The organism is Flexivirga sp. G2, assembly GCF_055397625.1.
In genome coordinates, this window is sequence record NZ_AP039675.1 from 4,465,259 (window position 1) to 4,488,757 (window position 23,499).

Below are 23,499 nucleotides of genomic sequence, written 5' to 3' on the forward strand. Positions count from 1 at the left end.
CCGCTCAGTTCTTGGGCGGTGCGCCCCAGACCAGGGCGAGGAACAACTGGGCACGCTGATCGGGGTCGTCGAGTGCGTCGCCCAGGATCTCCCGCAACTGGTCGAGGCGATAGCGGACGGTCTGTGGGTGGATGTGCAACTCCTCGGCCACCGCACGCCGCGAACCGAAGTGCCGCAGCCAGCTGGTGAGCGTCTCCAGCAGCCGGTCCCGCGTGGCCGCCGGCAATCGATCCAGTGGCACCAGTACGCGAGAACGCAACGCTGCCAACAGTTCGGGGGTGCGATGCACCAGCAGGGTGTCGATGTGGTCGTGCACGAAGATCAGCCGGCTCGGCAATGCTCCGGCGTCCTGCAGCCGGCGCGCGCTGCGGGCGACCCGCATGCTGCGCCGCGCTTCCGTGACCGGCACCGACGGACCCACCACCGCGGGGACGTCGGTCAGCGCACGCTGCAGCCGCGCCTCGATGCCGGCGACCCACGGCACCAGCCAGCCGACGACGTCACCGACGTGCACGACCAGCCACTCCGGATCCAGCCGCGGGCGTGCGGTCAGCGGTGGGTCGTCCTCGTCGCGCAACAACACGAACGCGAGCTCATCGGGCACTGCCCAGCCGGCCTGATCAGCCGCGAGCCGCACCCCGTTGCGATCCGGCATCGTGGACATCAGCAGACCGGAGAGCTCGCCCCGCGCACGGTGCGAGACCAGCCCCCGCTCGGACTGCTCGCGCACGTAGCCGTCGGTCGTGCGCGCCGAGATGTCGTGCGTGAGCATGAAGAGTGTCTCGGCGAGCCGGGAGAGCCGGCGGGCATCGAGGCCGACCTGCATGGCCTCCTGCGAGATGTGTGCCCACGCGACGCGGGCGCCCGCCTGGTATGCCGTGAGGATGCCGTTCAGGTCGCGGCCCTGCTGGAACTGCACACGCCCCAACTGGTCGAACAGCGCGACCAACAGCGGATCAAGGTCCGGGACGGTGGCCGGATGCGCGAGCGCATCTGCCTCGACGGTCGCGAGCAACCGCGGCACCACCTGATCGGCGGTGTCGGCCAGCTCGGTCCCACGTTCGGCCGCGAACTCGACGCACGCCGGCCAGAGCACTTCGAGTTCCTGCGCGACGGCCAGCATGATCTGCGGGAAATGCGCCACCAGGCGCGCCTGTAGGAGGCGTAGCTCGGGCCGCTGGCTCCCGGGCACGTCGGCAACGCTCAACGTGGACCCCACACATCAGGTCTATCACTTGGTGACAAAGGAAGGCGGCCCGCTCCACACTTTTCGGTGCAGCGCCTGCGGATTCACCCGGAGGAAGCTGGAGTCAAATGATTGGCGCAACCTCTCCCTCGGGCGTCACGGCTCCTGAAGTCACACCCACCGCCGCAACCGAGAACTTCCCGGTCGCGCTGCGCATCCTGCCCGCGCGCAGGCGCCACGCGCTGTTGTCCGTGTATGACGTCGCCCGCCACATCGACCAACTCGGCGACGCCGCGCCGGGAGATCGGGTGGCCGCGCTGGAGGCGTTCCGCGGCGACCTGCAGACCCTGCGATCGGGTGGGCGACCGACGGAGCAGGTGCTGGTCGGCCTTGCGCCATACGCACGTGAGTTCGCCTTGCCGCTGGACGCTTTCGACGATCTGATCGAGGCCAACCTGCGGGATCAGCGGGTCACGCGCTACGCCGATTTCCCGGCCCTCCTGGACTACTGCGCGTTGTCGGCACACCCCATCGGCCGACTGGTCCTGGCCGTCTTCGAACAGACGACCCCGCAGCGGGTCACCTGGAGCAACTCGGTCTGCGCCGCTCTCCAGGTGCTCGAGCACTGCCAGGACGTCATCGAGGACCACGTCGCCGGGCGGGTCTATCTCCCCCAGGACCAGTTGCGTGCCGCAGGTCTGACCGACAGCACGATGCTGCTGCCGGATCACGCACCGGCGTTGCGCCGCGTCGTCCTGAACCAGGTGGCGGCAAGTCGCGAAATGCTCTCCGTCGGAACACAACTCGTCGCCGAGCTGCGCGGCTGGGCACGTATCGCGGTGGCTGGTTATGTCGCGGGTGGACTCGCGACAGCGGATGCCCTGGAGCGCGCCGGCGGTGACGTCACGCAGGGCGAGGAACTGCGTCCTCGGCGAATCACAGTGTTGCGTCATGGAATTCGACTGCTACTGATCAGGGGACGATGAGATGACGGTGCAGGAAGCCTACGCGGCAGCGGAGAACGTCACTCGCACGGAAGCCCGGAACTTCTACTACGGCATTCGGTTGCTGCCCACGCCGAAGCGCCAGGGCCTCTGCGCGCTCTACGCACTCGCCCGTCGGATCGACGACATCGGCGACGACGACGCGCCGTTGGAGTCCAAGCGGACGGCGCTCGGACTGGTCCGCAAGCAGCTGTCCGACCTCGACGCGTCCACCGACCCGGTGATGGTTGCCGTCGCCGAGACCGCCCGCCGCTTCCCCGTGCCGCTGGACGCCTTCGAGGAACTGCTCGACGGCGTCGAGATGGACCTGCGCGGAGCACGTTACGAGACGTTCGACGAGCTGCGGGTCTACTGTCGCTGCGTCGCCGGATCGATCGGGCGGCTCTGCCTGTCGATCTTCGGGAAGGGCACCGACCCTCGGGCGCCGCTCTTCGCCGATCAGCTCGGGATCGCGTTGCAGCAGACCAACATCCTGCGCGACATCCGTGAGGACCTGCTGCTCGGCCGCGTCTATCTGCCCGCCGAGGAGCTCGCGCAGTTCGGGGTGCAGTTGCGGCTCGACGACGGCGGCGCGCTGCACGATCCGGACGCACGGCTGGCGGCATACATCAGCTTCGCGGCGGAGCGCGCCGAGCACTGGTACGACCTGGGGCTGCGCCTGCTGCCGCAACTGGACCACCGCAGCACCGCCTCCTGCGCCGCGATGGCGGGCATCTACCACCACCTGTTGGTACGCATCCGGAACAACCCAACGGCCGTCTACGAACGACGAATGTCGTTGCCACCGCACGAGAAGGGTCGTGTGGCGATCGCCGCACTGGCCAAGGCGGTGCTGCCCGTATGACGGGCCGGCAGCGCGCCTCGGTCTGCGTGGTCGGTGGCGGCCTCGCCGGGATCACCGCGGCACTGGAGCTGGCCGACGCCGGTGTCGGCGTGACGCTGCTGGAGTCCCGCGCCCGCCTCGGTGGGCTCACGCACTCCTTCCAGCGAGGCGACATGTGGGTGGACGGCGGCCAGCACGCGTTCCTGCGCTGCTGCACGTCCTACCTCGGGTTGCTCGACCGGCTCGGCGTACGCCACCTGACCTACCTGCAGGAACGTCTCGAGGTGCCGATCGCCAGTGAGGCGTCGGACCGACGAACCCGGTTGATCCGCAACAGCCTTCCCGCACCCCTGCACCTCAGTGGCTCCCTGCTGCGGCACAGCTGGATGCCGCTTCGGCAGCGGCTGCTGGTCGGTCCCATCGCCCTCGCACTCGGCCGGGTCGATCCCGCCGACCCGGCCGTCGACGCGCAGACCTTCGGGAGCTGGCTCCGGTCCAAAGGAGCGGACGACCGGTCGATCGAGGTGCTCTGGGAGCTGATCGGCAAGGCGACCCTGAACGCCGACGCCGACAACTGCTCGCTCGCTCTGGCGGCGACGGTGTTCCAGCTCGGGCTGCTCGCCGACAACGGCGCATCCGACCTCGGGTGGTCGCGAATCCCGTTGCAGCAGTTGCACGGTGACGCCAGTGAACGGGCGCTGGGTGACGCCGGCTGCGCGGTCCACCTGCGCACCAAGGCCCGCGAGATCGTCCCGGATGGCGACGGGGTGGAGGTGCGCACGTCCCGCGGCGATGCACGGTATGACGCCGTCGTGCTCGCGGTCCCGCCCGCCGCACTCACCCGGATCATCGATCCCGCGTCGCTCGGCCTGCCGGCCGACATCGCCGAGCAACTCGGCGTCTCACCGATCCTCAACGTGCACGTCGTGGTCGACCGGCCGATCCTCGACACGGAATTCGTTGCGGCTGTGGACAGTCCGTTGCAGTGGGTCTTCGATCGGACGGCTGCAGCCGGTCTTCAACACGGTCAGTACGTCGCCGTGTCCATCTCCGCTGCGGACGACCTCATCGGCCGGACCAACGCCGAACTCCGCGACTGGGCGCTGCCGCACCTTCGCCGCCTGCTGCCGCGGATGGTGGACGCACAGGTACTCGACTTCTTCGTGACCCGCGAGCCGGAAGCGACGTTCCGTGCGGCGCCTGGCAGCGCCCGGTTGCGGCCGTCCGCCAGGACCGCTCAGCCGGGCATCGTGCTGGCCGGCGCCTGGACCGACACCGGGTGGCCCGCCACCATGGAAGGTGCTGTGCGCAGTGGGCATTCGGCTGCGGAGGTGGTGCGTGCAGACCTCGGTGCTCAACTTGAGGTGGCCGAGGAACGAGGAACGAGTGTCTCGAGGCCCCAGCACCTTTCGAGACGCTCCTTCGTCGCTCCTCAAGGTCCTTCGGTACTTTCGAGACGCTCCTTCGTCGCTCCTCAAGGAGCTTCGGAGTTCGGCAGGGCGCAGGAGCTGACCCGGGCGTTGGTGACGCCGGCGCTCCGCAAGGCGGTGGACACGCTCGACGGGCAGGATCGCCTGGTCGTGGCCTACCATCTCGGTTTCGTTGACACCCAAGGAAATCCGGCGCGCGAGGACGGTGGCAAGAAGCTGCGGCCGATGCTGGCCCTGCTCGGAGCGCAGGCCGTCGGCGCCGACCCGTCGCACGCCGTGGGCGGTGCCGTCGCGCTCGAGCTGGTGCACAATTTCTCGCTGGTCCACGACGACATCATGGATCGGGATCGCACGCGCCGGCACCGCGAGACGGTGTGGTCGGTCTGGGACGAGCCGACCGCGATCCTCGCCGGCGACGCGATGCACGCGTTGGCCTTCGAGACACTGCTGGCCGATCCGAGCGAACACACCGCCGAGGCCGGCCACCTGCTCGCAGCGACCACCCGCGAATTGATCCGTGGCCAGATGCTCGACATGGATTTCGAGAAACGTGAACGGGTTTCACTCCATGAGTGTCAGGCGATGGCAGCCGCCAAGACCGGAATCCTGCTCACCTGCAGCACGGAACTACCCGCGGTGCTGACCGGTGCAACCCGTTCGCAACGGACAGCGCTGGCGACCTACGGACGCAACCTCGGGCTCGCGTTCCAGGTCGTCGACGACCTGCTCGGCATCTGGGGCGACCCGGCGGTGACCGGGAAGTCCAACCATTCCGACCTGCGAGCGAAGAAGCACTCACTGCCGATCTGCTGGGCACTGGAGCAACCCGGTTCCGCCGGGATTCGCCAATGGTTCGCCGCCGGCGACACAGAAGATGCCGAACTCGACCGCATCGCAACCGAACTCGATCGACTGGGCGCCAAGGACTGGTGCCGGTCGAGCGCTGACGCCGCCATCACGAGCGCCGTCGCAGCATTGCACGGGGCCGACCTCGACGAGGCGGCCGTTTCCGGACTGACCGCGGTGGCGCGTTACGTCGCCGGAAGGGACATGTGACACATGACGCACGTCGCGACACCACCATCGACGGACGCCACGGCGGGCCGGGCCCGCGAGACGCTCGATCGGGCGGTCGGTCGGCTGCTCGACCTGCAGTTGCCCAGCGGCGCTTGGAAGGGAGAGCTGGAGACCAACGTCACGATGGATGCCGAGGACATGATGCTGCGCGTCTTCCTGGGCATCGACACGGCCGAGACGCGGGAGCTGACTGCCCGGTGGATCCGGAGCCAGCAGCGTGCTGACGGCACCTGGGCGACGTTCGCCGGCGGCCCCGGTGACCTGTCGACCACCGTCGAGGCCTGGATCGCACTGCGTATGGCGGGGGACAAACCCCGCGCCGAACACATGGTCGCCGCACGCGAATTCATCCTTTCCGCAGGCGGTTTGGAAGAGACGCGAGTCTTCACCCGGATCTGGTGCGCGCTGTTCGGCTGGTGGGACTGGAGTGACCTGCCGGCGATGCCACCCGAGCTGATGTACCTCGGCAAGAAGGTGCCGCTGAACATCTACTCGTGGGGTTGCTGGGCCCGGCAGACGATCGTTCCGCTGACGGTCGTGTGCACGCTCCGCCCCAAGCGGCGGATGAAGTGGGACCTGTCCGAACTGAGCGGGTCGAGCTCACAAGCTGGTCGAGTGCCGGAGAAGCGAAGCGGGGGAGGTGTATCGAGCGACGTCCTGAGTAGGCCGGAGCGTGCGGAGGCCGTATCGAAGGGACCAGGCGAGCAGAAGGTCTCGATACGACCTCGCCCCAGGGGGCTCGGCCTAGTCGACCAGCTTGGCTCGAAGGGGTTCTTCAGCAAGCTCGACGCCGGACTGCACGTCTACCACCGGCACGCGATCGGACCGGTCCGGCGCAACGCGCTGCGTCGCGCGGCCGAGTGGATCATCGCCCGCCAGGAGGCCGACGGCGGGTGGGGCGGCATACAACCGCCGTGGGTGTATTCGATCCTGGCCCTGCGCACCCTGGGTTACCCGCTCGATCACCCGGTGTTGAAGTCCGCGATCGACGGTCTCGAGGGTTTCGTCGTCAGCGAAGACACTCCGGACGGACCGGTTCGCCGACTGGAGGCGTGTCAGTCGCCGGTGTGGGACACCGGACTCGCGCTGAACGCACTGCTGGATGCCGGTGTGGATCCACGGGATCCGGCGTTGCGCCGCGCCGCGGACTGGCTCATCGACGAACAGATCACGGCACCCGGCGACTGGGTCGAGCAGCGGCCGAAGCTGCCGTCCGGCGGCTGGGCCTTCGAGTACGCCAACGACAACTACCCCGACACCGACGACAGCGCCATCATCGTCATGGGCCTCCAGCGCGTCATCACCACGAGGGGTCCGATCCAGGAGCAGGCCGTTTCCCGTGGAACCGCCTGGACCGCGGGCATGCAGTCCAAGGACGGCGGCTGGGGTGCGTTCGACGCCGACAACACCAGCACCTGGCCGTCGAGGCTCCCGTTCTGCGACTTCGGCGCTGTCACGGACCCGCCGTCTGCCGACGTCACCGCCCATGTGGTGGAAATGCTTGCTGCCGTTGGCCGTTCGCGTGGTGCGCGTTGTCAGCGTGGCGTGCAGTGGCTGCTCGACCACCAGGAAGCGGACGGCTCCTGGTTCGGCCGCTGGGGCGCCAACCACGTCTACGGGACCGGCGCGGTCGTGCCGGCACTCGTGGCTGCCGGGGTCGATCAGGGTGCGGGCCCGATCCGTGCCGCGGTCCACTGGCTGGAGGATCACCAGAACCCCGACGGGGGCTGGGGTGAGGACCTGCGTTCGTATGACGACCCGGCCTGGATCGGCCGGGGCGACTCGACACCGTCGCAGACCGCCTGGGCGCTGATGGCTCTCGTCGCCGCCGGAGAACTCGGCCCGACCCTGGCGCGCGGCATCGACTACCTCGCGGAAACCCAGCAGCCGGAGGGTGGTTGGGCCGAGGACCGCTTCACCGGCACCGGTTTCCCCGGCGACTTCTACATCGCCTATCACCTCTACCGGTTGATCTTCCCGGTCTGGGCCCTCGGCCGTGCCGTGCAAGCTCTCCGCGGCGGCGAGCAAGGGCACAGACCGAGTCTGTCGCTGACGGCGAAGAAGACGTCATGACCGCCCAACTGCTGACGCCGCTGCGCATCGAACGAATGGCGCTGGAGCACGGAATGCGCGTCACGCCATACGTTTCCGGCCGGGGGCCGGACGGGCACGCACCCCGCACCGACGCACCGACCGTCATAGCGGGCGTCGCCGGCGCTCTCGCCCCACAGGTGCGCCCCGGTGACCTTGTCGTGGCCGACCGGCTGCACACCGACGGGGTCGACGTGGCGCTGCCGGCAGCGCCGCTGCTGGCAGGGGCGCTGCGCCGCGCCGGACTGACCGTCCACGTCGGGACGATCGAGAGCAGCGACCACGTGGTGACGGGCGACGAACGTCACCGCCTCGCCGCCGCCGGCGGTATCGCCGTGGACACCGAGTCCGCCTATCTGGCAAAGGGTCTCGAGCCTCGGCAACTCGCCGTCGTACGCGCGGTGGTCGACACGGCGGACGATCCGCTGGTCCACCCCGGGACACTACGACGTGGCATCACGGCGCTGCGGTCATTGCGCCGTGCGGCGCCGGTGCTGCAGGAGTGGATCGACGCCTGCGCTCGCCGCACGATCCTGCGGGCCGAACCCCAGTCCTTCTGCGCCGGCGTCGAGCGAGCCATCGAGATCGTCGAACGTGCTCTCGCACAACATGGTCCGCCGGTCTACGTACGGCGACAGATCGTGCACAACAGCCACGTCGTCGCAGAGCTCGAACAGCGTGGCGCGATCTTCGTGCAGGAGTTGGACGAGGTTCCCGAGGGCGCGACCGCGGTCCTGGCGGCGCACGGTGTCGCGCCGTCGGTGCGCGTGCAGGCGGAGGAGCGCCGGCTGCGCATCATCGACGCGACCTGCCCCTTGGTCGCCAAGGTGCACCAGGAGGTGCGCCGGTTCAGCACGGCGGGTCGCACGGTCTTCCTCATCGGCCACACCGAGCACGAGGAGGTCGTCGGCACCCGCGGCGAGGCGCCGGACAACGTGGTGGTCGTGGAGAACGTCGACGACGCACGAACAGTGGAAGTGCCTGATCCGCACCATGTTTCGTACGTCATGCAGACGACGCTGTCGGTCGAGGAGGCCGACGTGATCGCAGCCGAACTGCGCACCCGGTTCCCCGCGTTGCAGGCGCCGCGCCGAGACGACATCTGTTACGCAACCAGCAACCGGCAGCACGCCGTCCGGGAGATCGCCGCCGACAGCGACTTGGTCCTGGTCGTCGGATCGGCCAACTCCTCCAACTCCGTCCGGCTCGTCGAAGTGGCCGCCGCGGCCGGCACCGCCGCCCACCTGGTGGAGGACGCCTCCGACATACACCTCGACTGGCTGCGCGACGTGCGCACCGTCGGGCTCAGCGCCGGCGCGTCCGCGCCGTCCGTCCTCGTCGACCAGCTGATCGACGCCCTCGGCGCCCTCGGGGACCTGGAGGTCACCCGTCGCGGAGGCGTCACCGAGAACATCCATTTCACCCTTCCTCGAGAGGTCGTCTGACCATGCCGCACATGCCTTTTCGCCAATCCGTCCGCCTCGGCCAGTACCTGATGAGGCAGAAGCTCGCGCACCGCGACAAGTACCCGCTGCTGGTCGAACTGGAGCCGCTCTTCGCCTGCAACCTCAAGTGCGTCGGGTGCGGCAAGATCCAGGAGCCGGCCGCGATGCTCAAGCAACGCATGCCGGTCGAACAGGCCGTCGCCGCCATCGAGGAATGCGGTGCGCCGATGGTCTCCATCGCCGGCGGTGAGCCGCTCATGCACCCGCAGATCCACGAGATCGTCCAGGAATTGCTGGACCGCAAGAAGATCGTCTTCCTGTGCACCAACGCGCTGCTGATGGCCAAGCACATCGACAAGTTCACCCCGCACCGTGACTTCGCCTGGATGGTCCACGTCGACGGCATGAAGGACCGCCACGACGCGTCGGTCAGCCACGAGGGCGGCTTCGAGGCGGCCATCGACGCGATCAAGCTGGTGCAGTCCCGCGGCTTCCGGGTGATGACGAACACCACTGTGTTCAACAGTGATTCGCCGCAAGACGTGATCGACGTGCTCGACTATCTGAACGACGAGATCAAGGTCGACAACATGCAGATCGCGCCGGGCTACGCCTATTGGAAGGCGCCGGACCAAGAGGGCTTTCTCGGCGTCGAGGAGACGCGAGCGCTCTTCTCGAAGGCGTTCGGTGAGGGACGGCGCAAGAAGTGGCGGCTCAACCACTCCCCGCTGTTCCTCGACTTCCTCGAGGGCAAGGTCGACTACGAGTGCACGCCGTGGGCGATCCCGTCATACAGCCTCAAGGGCTGGCAGCGACCCTGCTACCTGCTCGACGACGGCTATGTGTCCACCTATCAGGAGCTGATCGAGGACACCGACTGGGATGCCTTCGGACGCGGTAAGGACGAGCGGTGCGCGAACTGTATGGCGCACTGCGGCTACGAGCCCACCGCGGTGATCGCCACGACCAACTCGTTGCGCGAGACGATCCGGGCGGCGGTGGCGTGATGGCCGCGCCGGACCTGCTGCGGCACGTCACCTCCCCCGGTGACCTCAAGGTGCTGCCGGACTCGGCGCTCCCTGAGTTGGCTGCGCAGATCCGGCGGCGGTTGATCGAGGTGGTCACCCGCACCGGTGGTCACCTCGGCCCCAACCTCGGCGTCGTCGAGCTGACGATCGCCCTGCATCGGACCTTCGACGCACCGCACGACGCGATCATCTGGGACACCGGTCATCAGAGCTACGTCCACAAGATGCTCACCGGACGTGACGACCAGCTTGGCCAATTGCGTTCTGCTGGAGGACTTTCCGGCTACCCGTGCCGCAGCGAGAGCGACTGTGACATCGTCGAGAACTCGCACGCCTCCACGGCACTGTCGTATGCCGACGGGCTGTCCCGCGGATTCGAGCTCACCGGCCGCGGCCGGCGGGTGGTGGCGGTCATCGGCGACGGCGCACTGACCGGGGGTATGGCGTGGGAGGCACTCAACAACCTCGGCGCCAGCGATCGTCCGGTGGTGATCGTGCTGAACGACAACGGGCGCTCCTACGATCCGACGGTCGGTGCGCTCTGCCACCATCTGGCCGAGCTGCGCGCCGGAACGGCCGACTCGAACCTGTTGGAAGCACTGGGTTTCGGCTATCTGGGACCGGTCGACGGACACGACCTCAAGGCCCTGCATCGCGCCCTCCACACTGCGCGGGAGCGCACCGGTCCGGTCGTCGTGCACGTCGTGACGCGCAAGGGCAACGGCTATTTGCCTGCGGAGCAGGACGACGCCGACCGGATGCACAGTGTCAGCCCGTCGAGGCCGCCGACGGCGGTCACCGCGACAACCCACCCGCAGCCCCGAACGGAAGCGTGGACAACGGTTTTCGCGAACGAGCTGGCATCAGTCGGCGAGGAGCGCTCGGACGTCGTGGCACTCACCGCGGCGATGCGCCTGCCGACCGGGCTCGGTCCGTTCGGCGAGCGCTTCCCGCACCGGATCGTCGACGTCGGGATCGCCGAGCAACACGCGGTCACCTGCGCGGCCGGCCTCGCCACCGCGGGACTGCACCCTGTCGTCGCGATCTACTCGACCTTCCTCGGACGGGCCTTCGATCAGGTGCTGATGGATGTCGGATTGCATCGACTACCAGTCACTTTCGTGCTGGACCGGTCCGGGATCACCGGACCGGACGGTCCGTCGCACCACGGCATCTGGGACGTGTCGTTGCTGCGCGGCGTGCCCGGAATCCGCATCGCGGCACCGCGGGACGCCATCCGCCTGCGGGAGTTGTTGCGTGAGGCGCTGGCGCACGAGGACGGTCCGACCGTGCTGCGCTACCCGAAGGGCAGCGCGCCCGCACCTGTCTGCGTGCACAGTCGCGTCGGTTCGGTCGACCTGCTCACCCCGCATCGCACGGACGCGCAGGTGCTGCTGGTGCCGACCGGAGCGTTGGCGACCGTGGCGGTCGAGGCGGCGGACCGGCTCGCCGGCATGGGCGTGTCCGCGACGGTCGCGGACCCGCGGTGGATCCACCCCGTCGCACCCGAGCTGATGGCCCTCGTCGCCGAGCACCGGGTCGTGATCACGTTGGAGGACAACGCGATCGGCGGTGGGCTCGGTGCGGCGCTATCGATGGCCGTGCACCGCGCGGGGCTGTCGACCCGCGTCATACCGCTGGGTCTGCCGGTGGAGTTCGTGCCGGTCGGTGACCGGGCGACGCTGCTGTCCGACTACGGTCTGGACGCCGACCATGTGGTGGACGAAGTGCTCGCGGCCCGGTGGCGCCGCGGGGCGAAACAGCCCGCCTCCACCCTCGTCGGCAGCTGATCAGTCTGCTGCCTGCTCCTGCTCGGCCCACCAGCGCAACAGTTCCTCGCGCGCGGCATCCGCGCCGACCGGGCCGTGGTCGAGCCGGAACGCCAACAGGTGCTTGTAGGCGCGGCCCAGCACCGGACCCGGTGTGATGCCAAGGGCTTCGGCGATCTGATTGCCGTCCAGCTCGGGACGCACCGCGTCGAGTTCCTCCTGCTCTCGCAGCGCCGCGATCCGCACCTCCAAGCTGTCGTATGCCGCCGAGAGTGCTGCCGCCTTACGGCGATTGCGGGTGGTGCAGTCCGACCGGGTCAGCAGGTGCAGTCGGGACAGCAACGGCCCGGCATCGGTGATGTAGCGCCGCACGGCCGAGTCGGTCCAGGGCGAGTCGATGTCGTCGGCGGTGCGGGTCGTCGGCACGCCGGGTCCGCCATACCCATGGAACCGCAGGTGCAGCTCGGTCAGCCGGGCCACCTGCTTGATGGTGTCCTTGTCGAACCGCAGGGCCCGCAGGCGCTTACGCACCAGCTTGGCGCCGACCATCTCGTGGTGATGGAACGAGACGCCGCCGCGCTTCTCGAAACGACGGGTGGCCGGCTTGCCGATGTCGTGCAACAGCGCGGCGAGGCGCAGCACCAGGTCCGGCCCGGGCACCAACTCCGGCGACTCCAGCCCGGGCACCACCCGCTCGCCCTCCAACGCCATCGCCTGCTCGAGCACGATCAGCGAGTGCTCGTAGACGTCCTTGTGTCGGTGGTGCTCGTCGACCTCCAGCCGCAGCGCGGGCAGCTCGGGCAGCACGTGGTCGGCGATGCCGGTGTCGACCAGCAGGGTCAGCCCGGCCCGCGGGTCGGGCGCGAGCATCAGCTTGACCAGCTCGTCGTGGACCCGCTCCGCCGAGATCATCTCGATCGATCCCGCGAGCTCGGTCATCGCCGCCACCGCTCGCGGATCCACCGTGAAGCCCAACTGTGCGGCGAACCGCGCAGCTCGCATCATCCGCAGCGGGTCGTCCCCGAACGAGATGTCCGGGGCGGACGGAGTCATCAGCGTCCGGGAGGCGAGCGCGACCATCCCGTCATACGGGTCGACGAACTCGAGCTCGGGCAACCGCAGCGCCATGGCGTTGACGGTGAAGTCGCGTCGGACCAGATCCTCGGTCAGCGAGTCACCGAAACTGACGATCGGCTTGCGGGTCTGCCGGTCGTAGGCGTCCGCACGGTAGGTCGTCACCTCGACGATCGCGTCACCCTTGCGAGCGCCGATCGTGCCGAAGTCCCGCCCGATGTCCCAGGTCGTGTCTCCCCACGGCTTCAGCAACGCCTCGATCTGCTCCGGGCGCGCGTCGGTCGTCAGGTCCAGGTCGGCCGAGGTGCGGCCGAGGAACGCATCACGCACCGGACCACCGACGAGGGCGAGCTCATGACCGGCAGCGGCGAACAGGGCGCCGAGCTCCTGGAGCAGCGGCAGAACCGGCGCCAACTGTGCGACGGCGCGGCGCTGCAGCCCGTCGTGGGACGGGGAATCTTCGGGTCGTGGGGGCGTCGGCACCACCACAGGGTAGGTGAGCCGAATGACTCGAACGGCTGGGTGTCGCGGCGGGCTCGGTTTAGAGTGTCAAAATGACGCTCCATCCACCACGCACCGACCGCCACGTGCGGCGGCTGCCTGCTGTGGAGGAGACCTCGGCAGGTGGCGTCATCATCGACGTGGCGGGCGGTTTCGCGTGGATCGCGCTCATCGCCCGGCACAACCGGGCCGGCCGGCTCGAGTGGTGCCTGCCCAAGGGGCATGTCGAGCCGGGCGAAACACTGGTCGAGACCGCAGTTCGCGAAGTCCAGGAGGAAACAGGCATCATCGGACGTGCCCTGGTGACCCTGGGCACGATCGATTATTGGTTCAGCACCCCGCAACTACGCATTCACAAGCGGGTCCATCACTACATGTTGGAGGCACTCGGTGGCGAGATCAGCATCGACGGCGACCCCGATCACGAGGCCGTCGACGCGCGCTGGTTCCGCCTGGACCGTGTGCAGCGGAAACTGACCTTCCCCAATGAGCGACGCATCGTCCAGACCGCCTGGCAACACCTGGCTCCTTCGGCATAACCAGGCTGTCGGCGCAGCACTGCTCGGGCTGCTACTCGCGTTCTTCTCGCTGAGCTCCACCCTCGGCACCCCTCACGCGAGCGCCGCCACCGCCTCGTCCGCCCGGATCAGCCTGGATGCCAACCTCCCGGCCGTCTCGGCGTCCGATGAGGCCGTCACCGTCTCCGGCACCATCACCAACACCGGCACAACCGACCTCGCGCACGCCGTCGCGCACGTCTCGGTCGGCAGCCAACTGCTCGACACCCGCTCCGCTGCCGCCGACTGGATGGCCGGCCGACTCGACATCACGACGACCCAGGTGGCCACGAGCACCGTCGGCGCGCTCAGCTCCGGCAGCAGCACCCACTTCTCGGTGACCATCCCCGGCAAGAAGCTGAAGTTCGCCTACGGCCTGGCGTCGCTACCGCTGACCGTCACGGTCACGGACGGATCGTCGTCCAGCGCCTCCGCCATACGAGGTATGGCGCGCAGCACCCTCCAGTTGCAGAACACCACGGTCGCCTCACCCCTGCAGGTCTCGGTCGTCATACCGCTCACGCTGCCGGCGGACCCCGATCTCTTCGGTCCGAGCGGGACCGCTCGAGCTGCCGCGTGGGAGCACGCGATCGGGCCGGACTCGCAGGTGCAGAAGACGCTGGACGCGTTCGCCGGCAAGCCGGTGATCTTCGCCGTCGACCCGGCGCTACTCGAGCCGCCGGCCGCAGCCGAAGCGAACGTGCCGGCCCTCACTCCGAGCGAGTCGTCGTCGGGATCCTCACCGGGATCCTCGGCGAAGTCGTCGAGCGCGAGCGGCTCCGCCGGGTCGAACGGCGGTACGTCCTCCGGGGGCTCCGGTGGCACCCCCGACCCGACCAGCACCTCATCGACGGACCCGACCGACGGCAGCTCCGGCACCGACTCCGGTCAGGGCACGGGTGACACGACCGGCGGCGCCACCGACCAGTCGCCGAGTTCGTCCTCGAGTTCGTCCTCGGAGTCGAGCACCTCGCCCACCACACCGGAGGGACGCATCGACGCGGCGGTTGCCGATCTCACCACGCGGTTGACCGCACTGGACCCCTCCCAGTCGGTGTGGTGGCTGCCGGCCGACGACCCCGACCTGACGTCGCTGCAGCGGCAGGGCGCGCCGGGCAAGGAGTTGGCCACCCGCGACTTCGCGCGCACCCTGCCCGACAGCGTCAAGGCACTGGGCGACACCCGCGTGATCTGGCCGACCGGCGACCTGGCCGGCGCAGCCGTCACGTCCTTCAGCAAGGACCTGGCCGCCCGCAGCAAGAGCCCGACCATGGCGCTCCTCCCGGGCCGCGCCATCAGCGAGCCGACGACCCTGACCGCGACGCACCGCGTTGCGGGCACCTCCGGTGTTCTCACGTATGACGAGGGCCTGTCCAAGGCCTTCAGCACGTCGTCCACCTCCCCGGGCACCCAGACCAGCCGCCTGCTGACACAGTCGCTCGCGCTCTACCAGCAGTCACCCGGGACACCCCGGTCCGTCGCGCTCGTCGCTCCGCGAACCGGTGGTGCCAACCCGACTCAGCTGGCGGCGCAGCTCGACGCACTGGACACGGCCGACTGGGTCCACCTGCGCTCCGGCACCCGGACCGCGACGGCGCTGCGCTCCGCACCGAAGGCGTCGCTGCTGAAGACCCCGAGCAAGGCAACAGCGACCACCCCGAAATTCCCGAACGGTGCGATCACCAAGGCCGAGCTGGACGACCTGGCCTCATCCCGCCAACGCCTCAGCGCCCTGCAGAGCGTGCTGGTGGACGGCGATGACGTCATACCGGATCGGAAGCGGGCGCTGGACATCATCGGCTCGACCCGCTGGCGTGGTGTCTCGGCCAAGCTCGCCGCGGTCGCCGACCGCAACAACGTCGCAGTCAGCGCGATGCTGCACAAGCTGACCGTCCGGTCCTCGACGATCAACTTCTTCGCCGACTCCGGCGACATCAGCATCACCGTCTCCAACGAGCTGAACCGGCCGGTGCACAACGTGCAGCTGGACGTACAACGTCACAACTACCTCATCCGGGTCACCGAGCCGGTCAAGAAGGTCGACATCGACGCCGGTTCCCGCGCCACGACCAACTTCCACATCGAGGCGGTCGGCTCCGGCACCGTGCCGCTGGACGCCGTGCTGCGCGCTCCCGACGGCACCCCGCTGACCGACGCGGACGCGCCGTCGCAGGTGAAGATCAACGTTCACCCGACGTCGGGGTGGATCATGTGGGTGCTGGGCGTGCTCGCCGGACTGATCCTGGTGATCGGCCTGTGGCGCGCCGTACGACGTGGCCCGCGGACCGCGTCCGCACCGGCGGCGGCCGACAGCCCGACGCCGAACGATGCGATCGTCGACGCCGGACAGAAGCCGGCCCGGCATACCGAAGACCGCACGACACGCACCGAGGACGAGGGCACCGACACCGATGACTGACGAGAGCCGACCCAGCCTGGGCCAGCTGTACGCCGAGTCCGACCTGCGTTCCCGTTCCCAGCAGAACTCGCCGGACAACCAGGGCAGCCTGGGTTCGATGTATGCCGCGTGGATAGGCGAGGACTCCGGCTATCTGCCACTGCCGGACCCCGATGTCATCGCGGCCCGCAAGGACGCCATCGCCCGCGGCGAGGACCCCGACGCACTACCGGACGTCGCCGTGCCCACGGAGGCACCCGCCGCCGGAGGTGGCATCGGCCGGGCCAGCGCCGTCATGGCGGTCGGCACGCTGGTGTCGCGGGCGCTGGGTTTCCTGCGGACCATCCTGCTGGCCTCGCTGGTCATCGGTGTCGCCGGAAACGTCTGGGACAGCGCCAACACACTCCCGAACCAGATCTACCTGCTGCTGGCCGGCGGCGTGATCAATGCCGTTCTGGTCCCACAGATCACCCGGGCGCTCAAGCACGAGGACGGTGGCCAGGCCTACACCGACCGGGTGATCACTTTGGCCATGTCGATCCTGCTCGGCGCCACCGTCGTCTTCATGGTCGCGTCGCCGTTGATCTTCAAGCTCGGCTTCCTCAGCGCGACCGGCGACACCTGGAAGCTCGGCATCGCTTTCACCTTGCTGTGCATCCCGCAACTGTTCTTCTACGGCCTCTACACCCTGTTCGGCGAAGTGTTGAACGCCCGCAGCAGATTCGGTGCCCCGATGTGGTCGCCGGTGCTGGCGAACATCTTCGCGATCGCCGGCATCGCCTGGCTGCTCATGCAGTATCCGGACCACCCGATCACCGACCCGTCCGACTGGACGATGTCGATGATCCTGGTGCTCGGCGGCTCCACCACACTGGGCATCGTCGCGCAAGCACTGGTGCTCGTGATCCCGCTGCGCCGGTCCGGTTACACGTGGCGACCGAACTTCTCGTTCCGCGGCGTGGGGCTGCGCAGCACCTCGACAGTCGCCGGGTGGGCGTTCGCCGCGGTGATCGTGCAGCAGATCGGCCTGTACCTGGTCAACAGCAACATCCTCACCGCGGTGCCGTCGGCCAAGCTCGCCCAGACGAACGCCTTCCTCTTCTTCATGCTGCCGCACTCGCTGGTCACGCTCAGCCTGATCACGGTGCTGTTCACGCGTATGTCGAGGGCGGCACACGAAGGCCGAACCCGAGCGGTCACCGAGGACTCCGAGCTCTCGCTCCGGCTGTCGTCCGTGGCGACCATTCCGTCGACCATCGGCATGCTGGTGCTCGCCGGCCCCCTCACCGGCTTCTTCTACCCGGGCATCGCGACCGCCGTGGAGCGACAGACGATCGCGCTGCTGATCGGGTTGGTGCCGTTCACGGTGTGCGTCGTGGTGCAGCGCGCCTTCTTCGCCTACGAGGACGCACGCACGCCGTTCATGATGCAGGTGTGGTGCACGATCATCACCGCCGTCCTCGCGTTGCCGTGTCTGGTCCTGCCGGACGCCTGGGTCGGCTTCGGTGTCAGCCTCGCCGGCTCGATCGCCTACTTCGTCGAGGCCACGCTCGGCTACCGCTGGCTCCGCGACAAACGCCTGCCGCAATTGCGGATGATCACCGTCGCTCAGACCTGGGCTCGCCTGGTCGTTGCGTCGGCACTGGCCGTGGGTGCGTCGTTCCTGGTGCGCTTCCTGCTCAGCGAACTGATCGGCACCGACTCACGAGTCACGAACTTCGCCATCCTGCTCGTGACCGCCGTCGTGTTCTGTTCCCTGTATGTCGTCATCTCGCGTCGCCTGCACGTCAAGGAGGTCGAGGAACTCGTCGACGCCATACAGAGCAGACTCGGTGGTGCACGGCGGCTGATCGGCCGCTGAGCCGGCCCGGCGCGAGGCCCGCCGGCGACGGCCGATCAGGTGCTGCGGAGCGTGTCCCTCACAGGACTCCACCGGAAGCCTCCTAGTATGTGGCCGATGTGTGCTCGCCAGAGGTGGCACACGTCCCCATCGGCGCCGCACCCGGGCGGTGTCCGTACCGCGAACAGGGAGCCAGGTCCACGTGCGAGCCATCGGCGAGAACACCGTTCTGGCACAGCGCTACACGCTGACCCGCAAACTGGCGGGTCGGACGGACCATGGTGCGGCCGAGGGACGGACGTCGGAGTCGGCTTCCGCCCGCCAGGAACTGTGGATCGCGACCGACGCCACGCTCGGGCGCGAGGTGACCGCGACCGTCTTCCCGGCGGACTTCGATCACGCCGAGGCCGCTCTCGACAGTGCCCGCCGTGCGGCCGGCGTCGAGGACCGGCACCTGCCGCGAGTGCTCGACGTCGGTCGGGAGAACGGCACGGCATACGTCATCACCGAGGCCCTGCACGGGGCCGAATCCATCGCCGCCGCATTGCAGTTCGACCCGCTGCCGGCCGAAGAGGTACGCCGGATGGTCGGCGAGGCCGCCAGCGGCCTGGGCGCCGCCTCGGCCCGCGGCCTGCACCATCTCCGACTCACCCCGCACGACATCGTGTCGTCACCGGACGGCGCCGTGTCCGTGCTCGGCCTGCCGACCGACGCGGCCCTCGCCGGCGCGGACGACCTGTCCTCGGAGGAGGCGTCCCGCGCGGACACCGTCGCCCTCGTCCAGATCGTGTATGCCGGGCTGACCCGCCGCTGGCCCGGCGAGGAATCGGTCCCCGGCCTGCAGGACGTGACGCGTCGGGCCGACGGCGAACTCCCGGCACCGAGCGAGCTGGTGCCGGGTGTGCCCGGCGACCTCGACACGCTCTGCCGGACCACGCTGGGCGCGGACGAGGGTCCCCGCACCCCGGGTGAGCTGGCCCGGCAGTTGGCGCCGTGGTCGTCCGAACGAGTGACGACCTCCACCCGGCGCACCACCGGCGCCGGCGGCAAGTCCGCCGCGACCTTGCAGGCCGTTCCCGGAGGGGACCGCGGTGCTGCGGAGTTCGGTGATGGCGAACTGGACAGCGACCTGGACAACGACGAGACCGACGCGTCGGGACGCACCACTGCCGGCGCAGCGCCGATCAAGGCCGCGCTGCCCAAGGTCGGGACCGCGGCGGCCGGCGCGACCGAGGTCGACGGCTCCGACGAGACCGCGCAGATCTCCCAGTCGGCGCTGTTGCAGGCGCGCGAGCGGACGACCATCGCACCTGAGGAGGAGGACGACTACGACCCGTCGTTCACCGATCTCGAGCCTCCGGTCCCGGGACTCGGCGGGCACTCCTACGAACCCGATCACCAGAGCAGCCGGCTGGCCCTGCTGCTGGTCGCCCTGCTGGTGATCGTCGCCGTCATCTTCGCGGCCATCGGGCTGCACGGCATCGGCGGATCGTCCAGCCCCGGCGACGCAGCGTCCTCCGGCGCGTCCTCGTCCGCAACTGGGTCGAAATCCAGCTCGAACGCACCCAAGTCCAGCAAGCCCAAGGCGACCGCGAAGCCGCTGACGATCGACCGGACCACGTCATACGGCGTCAACGGCGGCGAAAACCCCGGCCTGTCCAAGAATGCGACCGACGGCGACCCGAGCACCTACTGGAACACCTACGAATACAACAGCGCAGACGGTCGCGGTGGTGGCCAAGGCACCGGAATCCTGCTCAACCTCGGTAGCGTGAAGTCCGTGAAGAACGTGAAGATCACCACATCGGGTGGGCCGTCGACGATCAAGTTCTTCGTCAGCGACTCCATCGAGCCGGTGAGCACGCGCCAGCCGGAGACGACGCTCACCGGGTCGGGGGCGCAGACCGCGCACCTGAACGCACAGGCGCAGTACATCACCATCTGGGTGACCCAGCTCAGCAAGCAGGACAACGGCACGTTCCAGGAACGCATCAACGACGTCAAGGTGTATTCGTGACGGACCTGGCGGAGACCAGTGACCGCGAGTTGCTCGCGGCACACTGCGCGGGAGACCCGCACGCCTTCGGCGAGCTCTTCAAACGGCACAAGGACCGCATGTGGGCCGTCGCCCTCCGCACCACCCGCGACCCGGAGATCGCCGCGGATGCCGTGCAGGACGGGTTCATCTCGGCGTTCCGGCGCGCGGACTCCTTCCGTGGCGACGCGCAGGTCACGACCTGGTTGCACCGCATCATCGTCAACGCCTGTCTCGACCGGCTGCGCCGGATCAAGCCGACCTCCGAGCTGCCGGAGTACGACCTGGCCGACCGGCACGACGTGCACGGCAGCACCGTCATACGGCTGGACGTGCAGGAGGCGCTGGGCAAGATCCCCGAGGGGCAGCGGCTCGCGCTGACTCTCGTCGACATGCAGGGCCTCCCCGTCGCCGAGGCCGCCGAGGTGCTCGGTGTGGCCGAAGGCACCATCAAGTCCCGGTGTGCGCGCGGTCGCTCGGCACTTGCCGAGTTGCTCCGTGACAAGCACGGGGACGGTTACGTCGGCGGATCCTGATGTCGGATGGAACCGATGGGCCCCGGTGTTCGTCGGACCCTCGACTGATGTTGGTGTCCCCTTCACCGAACTGCTCCGCCGCAAGACGGAACCACCACCTGGCATTCGTCGTCTCAGCTACTGAACCCGATTGGAGGAAGCCGTGACGACACCTCCCGATGACCTCGAGAACGACTTCGAGAACGACCCGACCGGGATGCGTGACCTGCTGCGCTCATTGCCCGACCCCGGGCCGATGCCGCAGGACGTGACCGACCGGATCACCGCTGCACTGGCGCAGGAGCACGCCGGTCGCGCCGGCGACGATCGCAGCAACGTGACGCCCTTGGCGCGCACCGGCCGCCCCGCGGGCAACCGCAGTGGGCGGCGCTGGATGCAGGCCGTCGGTGGTGTGGCCGCCGCTGCAGTCGTCGCCACGGTCGCCGTGGTCGGCGTCAACGAGTTGAGCAACAACGCTCCCGTCACCGCGAACCCGTCGAGCGCGCCGCATCATTCGGCCAGCACCGACGAACTCGCCAGCCGGGTGCAGGTCGCGAGCACGGGCACCCAGTACTCCGGCGCCGCCTTCAACACGCAGGCGGCGAGTATGGCGTCCGACGACAGCACCCAGCTGCCGGACCCGGCGACCGTGGCCAAGTTCGGCTCGATGACCAACCCGCGGTCCATCGTCGAATGCGTGCGCTCGATCGGCGGCTCGCTGCTGGACAACCCGTCGCACATCAAGGTCGACCTGGCCACGTATGACGGCAAGCCCGCTCTCGTCGTCGTGGTGTCCAAGGGCAGCACGCAGACCGCGTTCGCCGTGTCGTCGACGTGCAGCAAGGGCACTGCGCCCTACGCCGCACCGCGCTCGGTCTAGGCGCAGATCGGGTCCGCGGCGCGGCTGTGCTGCCGCGCCGCGTCCGGCGACTCACACCTCTGCGTGGGTGTGGAACATTCGCCGCATACGATCTGTTGTGCTCTACGAGCCCGCCGTGAGCCGGGCCCTCAGTCGACCTCGAAGGACCACCCGTGAGCGAGCCTCGCAACCTGATCATCATCGGTTCCGGCCCGGCCGGCTACACCGCTGCCGTGTATGCCGCCCGTGCCAACCTGCACCCTCTGGTGTTCGAGGGCTCGGTCACCGCGGGCGGTGCGCTGATGAACACCACGGAGGTCGAGAACTACCCCGGTTTCGCCGACGGCATCCTGGGTCCCGAGCTGATGATGCAGATGCGTGAGCAGGCCGAGCGGTTCGGTGCCGACCTGGTCCGTGACGACGTCACCGCGGTCGACCTGACCGGCCCGATCAAGCGGGTCACCGACGGTGAGGGCAATGTGCATGAGGCGCATGCGGTCATCCTTGCGATGGGCTCGGCATACCGGGAGTTGGGCCTGGAGGACGAGAAGCGGCTGTCCGGCCACGGCGTCTCCTGGTGCGCGACCTGTGACGGCGCGTTCTTCCGCGACCAGGACATCATGGTCGTCGGTGGCGGCGACTCCGCCATTGAGGAGGCGACGTTCCTGACCCGGTTCGCCAAGAAGGTCACCCTCGTCCACCGCCGCGACGAACTGCGCGCCTCGAAGATCATGGCCGACCGGGCATTCGCGAACGAGAAGATCGACTTCGCCTGGAACAGCCAGGTCACCGGCATTCAGGGCGACCCCAAGGTCAGCTCGGTCACCCTCACCGACACCGAGTCCGGCGAGACCCGTCAGGTCGACACCTCCGCGGTGTTCGTCGCCATCGGTCACCTGCCGCGCAACGAGCTTGTCGTGGGTCAAGTGAACACTGACGACGAGGGTTACGTGCTGGTCGGCGAAGGCACCACTGCGACCAACCTGCCCGGCGTGTTCGCCTGTGGCGATCTCGTCGACCACACCTACCGGCAGGCCATCACCGCTGCCGGCACCGGTTGCGCGGCAGCCCTCGACGCCGAGCGTTTCCTCGCCGCTCACGCCGAGGCCGGCGCTCCCGCCGAAGCTGCAGCCCAGACCGCAACAGTCTGAATTCCCTTCCCTACCAACGCCTTTCGGCATACATCCACACAATGAAAGGAACATCCGACATGGGTGCGAACACCAAGGACACCTCCGACGCCACCTTCGAGGCCGACGTTCTCAAGAGCGACAAGCCGGTGCTCGTCGACTTCTGGGCACCCTGGTGCGGACCGTGCAAGATGATCGCTCCGATCATCGACGAGATCGCCGAGGCCAACGCTGACAAGTTGACCGTGGTGAAGCTCAACACCGACGACAACCCGGCGACCTCCGCGAAGTACGGCATCACCGGCATCCCGACCCTGAACGTCTACCAGAACGGCGAGGTCGTCAAGAGCATCGTCGGCGTCATGCCCAAGCCGAAGCTCGTCAAGGAGCTCGAGCCCTTCATCGGCTGAGCGCCCACCGCTTCACCGGCGGCGTCCCCCAATTCTGTTGGGGGGCGCCGCTTTTCTTGTGCCCTTGGCCTCTGCTCGAGTTCTCGTCGGGCTGGGTTGGGGGTGCTGGCTACGCCGCGTCGCCGGTCTCACTCCGTTGCTCTCCGCTAGCGCTCCGTTCCACTGCATAGGCCCGGCGCCACGACGCACCCAGCAACCCTCTTCGGTCGCCGAAACCCGTTGGCCCGCAGACATATTCGGCGACTTGCCCTGTCGCTCGGTCGGCCGGATCCGATCGGAGCACGGGGTCTGACCGCTCCCGATTCCGGTGGGGTCAGGGCCTCTTGT

General features: G+C 68.6%; 17 protein-coding genes. 15 read left to right on the plus strand and 2 right to left on the minus strand.

What is annotated here, in order from left to right:
• Positions 1–4 precede the first annotated feature (4 nt).
• Positions 5–1,219: a PucR family transcriptional regulator gene (locus ACZ50J_RS21605; protein ID WP_464299212.1), complete on the minus strand. Its 1,215-nt coding sequence runs from the start codon at positions 1,217–1,219 to the stop codon at positions 5–7.
• Between the two features lie 95 nt (positions 1,220–1,314).
• Between ACZ50J_RS21605 and ACZ50J_RS21610 the strand changes: the two genes are divergently transcribed.
• The 7 genes from ACZ50J_RS21610 to ACZ50J_RS21640 are packed head-to-tail and all read left to right on the plus strand — an operon-like array spanning position 1,315 to position 11,874.
• Positions 1,315–2,172 carry a squalene/phytoene synthase family protein gene (locus ACZ50J_RS21610; protein ID WP_464299213.1) on the plus strand — a complete coding sequence of 286 codons (858 nt, stop codon included), beginning with the start codon at positions 1,315–1,317 and terminating at the stop codon, positions 2,170–2,172.
• Between the two features lies 1 nt (position 2,173).
• Entirely contained in the window at positions 2,174–3,034 is an 861-nt protein-coding gene (gene hpnD, locus ACZ50J_RS21615) for a presqualene diphosphate synthase HpnD (RefSeq protein ID WP_464299214.1), read from the plus strand.
• Positions 3,031–5,499 carry a hydroxysqualene dehydroxylase HpnE gene (hpnE, locus tag ACZ50J_RS21620; RefSeq protein ID WP_464299215.1) on the plus strand — a complete coding sequence of 823 codons (2,469 nt, stop codon included), beginning with the start codon at positions 3,031–3,033 and terminating at the stop codon, positions 5,497–5,499. Before hpnD ends, hpnE begins: the two co-directional genes overlap by 4 nt.
• A 3-nt stretch (positions 5,500–5,502) precedes the next feature.
• A complete protein-coding gene (gene shc / locus ACZ50J_RS21625) occupies positions 5,503–7,593 on the plus strand; it encodes a squalene--hopene cyclase (RefSeq protein WP_464299216.1) in 2,091 nt (696 codons plus the stop codon).
• Positions 7,590–9,056, plus strand: a complete 1,467-nt coding sequence (gene ispH / locus ACZ50J_RS21630) for a 4-hydroxy-3-methylbut-2-enyl diphosphate reductase (RefSeq protein ID WP_464299217.1) — start codon at positions 7,590–7,592, stop codon at positions 9,054–9,056. Before shc ends, ispH begins: the two co-directional genes overlap by 4 nt.
• Positions 9,057–9,067: 11 nt before the next feature.
• Positions 9,068–10,063 (plus strand): adenosyl-hopene transferase HpnH, encoded by a 996-nt coding sequence (hpnH, locus tag ACZ50J_RS21635; RefSeq protein WP_464299218.1) that lies wholly within the window; start codon positions 9,068–9,070, stop codon positions 10,061–10,063.
• Entirely contained in the window at positions 9,967–11,874 is a 1,908-nt protein-coding gene (locus tag ACZ50J_RS21640) for a 1-deoxy-D-xylulose-5-phosphate synthase (protein WP_464299219.1), read from the plus strand. Before hpnH ends, ACZ50J_RS21640 begins: the two co-directional genes overlap by 97 nt.
• Here ACZ50J_RS21640 and ACZ50J_RS21645 read toward each other — a convergent pair whose 3' ends face one another.
• A complete protein-coding gene (locus tag ACZ50J_RS21645; protein ID WP_464299220.1) occupies positions 11,875–13,410 on the minus strand; it encodes a CCA tRNA nucleotidyltransferase in 1,536 nt (511 codons plus the stop codon).
• A gap of 71 nt (positions 13,411–13,481) precedes the next feature.
• On the opposite strand from ACZ50J_RS21645, the gene ACZ50J_RS21650 reads away from it, so the two are divergent.
• The 8 genes from ACZ50J_RS21650 to trxA all read left to right on the plus strand — a co-directional run bounded on the left by ACZ50J_RS21650 (position 13,482) and on the right by trxA (position 23,172).
• Complete coding sequence (locus ACZ50J_RS21650) at positions 13,482–13,967, plus strand: NUDIX hydrolase (RefSeq protein WP_464299221.1); 486 nt, start codon at positions 13,482–13,484, stop codon at positions 13,965–13,967.
• Positions 13,915–16,404, plus strand: coding sequence for a DUF6049 family protein (locus ACZ50J_RS21655; RefSeq protein ID WP_464299222.1), 2,490 nt, complete (start codon positions 13,915–13,917; stop codon positions 16,402–16,404). The genes ACZ50J_RS21650 and ACZ50J_RS21655 overlap by 53 nt, the downstream gene beginning before the upstream one ends.
• Positions 16,397–18,244 carry a murein biosynthesis integral membrane protein MurJ gene (gene murJ, locus ACZ50J_RS21660; RefSeq protein ID WP_464299223.1) on the plus strand — a complete coding sequence of 616 codons (1,848 nt, stop codon included), beginning with the start codon at positions 16,397–16,399 and terminating at the stop codon, positions 18,242–18,244. Before ACZ50J_RS21655 ends, murJ begins: the two co-directional genes overlap by 8 nt.
• Before the next feature lie 181 nt (positions 18,245–18,425).
• Positions 18,426–20,240, plus strand: coding sequence for a protein kinase family protein (locus ACZ50J_RS21665; protein ID WP_464299224.1), 1,815 nt, complete (start codon positions 18,426–18,428; stop codon positions 20,238–20,240).
• Entirely contained in the window at positions 20,237–20,794 is a 558-nt protein-coding gene (sigM, locus tag ACZ50J_RS21670; RefSeq protein WP_464299225.1) for an RNA polymerase sigma factor SigM, read from the plus strand. The genes ACZ50J_RS21665 and sigM overlap by 4 nt, the downstream gene beginning before the upstream one ends.
• Positions 20,795–20,936: 142 nt before the next feature.
• Entirely contained in the window at positions 20,937–21,653 is a 717-nt protein-coding gene (locus ACZ50J_RS21675) for a hypothetical protein (protein ID WP_464299226.1), read from the plus strand.
• Positions 21,654–21,805: 152 nt separating this feature from the next.
• A complete protein-coding gene (gene trxB, locus ACZ50J_RS21680) occupies positions 21,806–22,783 on the plus strand; it encodes a thioredoxin-disulfide reductase (RefSeq protein ID WP_464299227.1) in 978 nt (325 codons plus the stop codon).
• Positions 22,784–22,842: 59 nt separating this feature from the next.
• The gene (gene trxA, locus ACZ50J_RS21685; protein WP_440282988.1) at positions 22,843–23,172 is read left to right on the plus strand and encodes a thioredoxin; all 330 of its coding nucleotides are present in this window, start codon (positions 22,843–22,845) and stop codon (positions 23,170–23,172) included.
• Positions 23,173–23,499 lie beyond the last annotated feature (327 nt).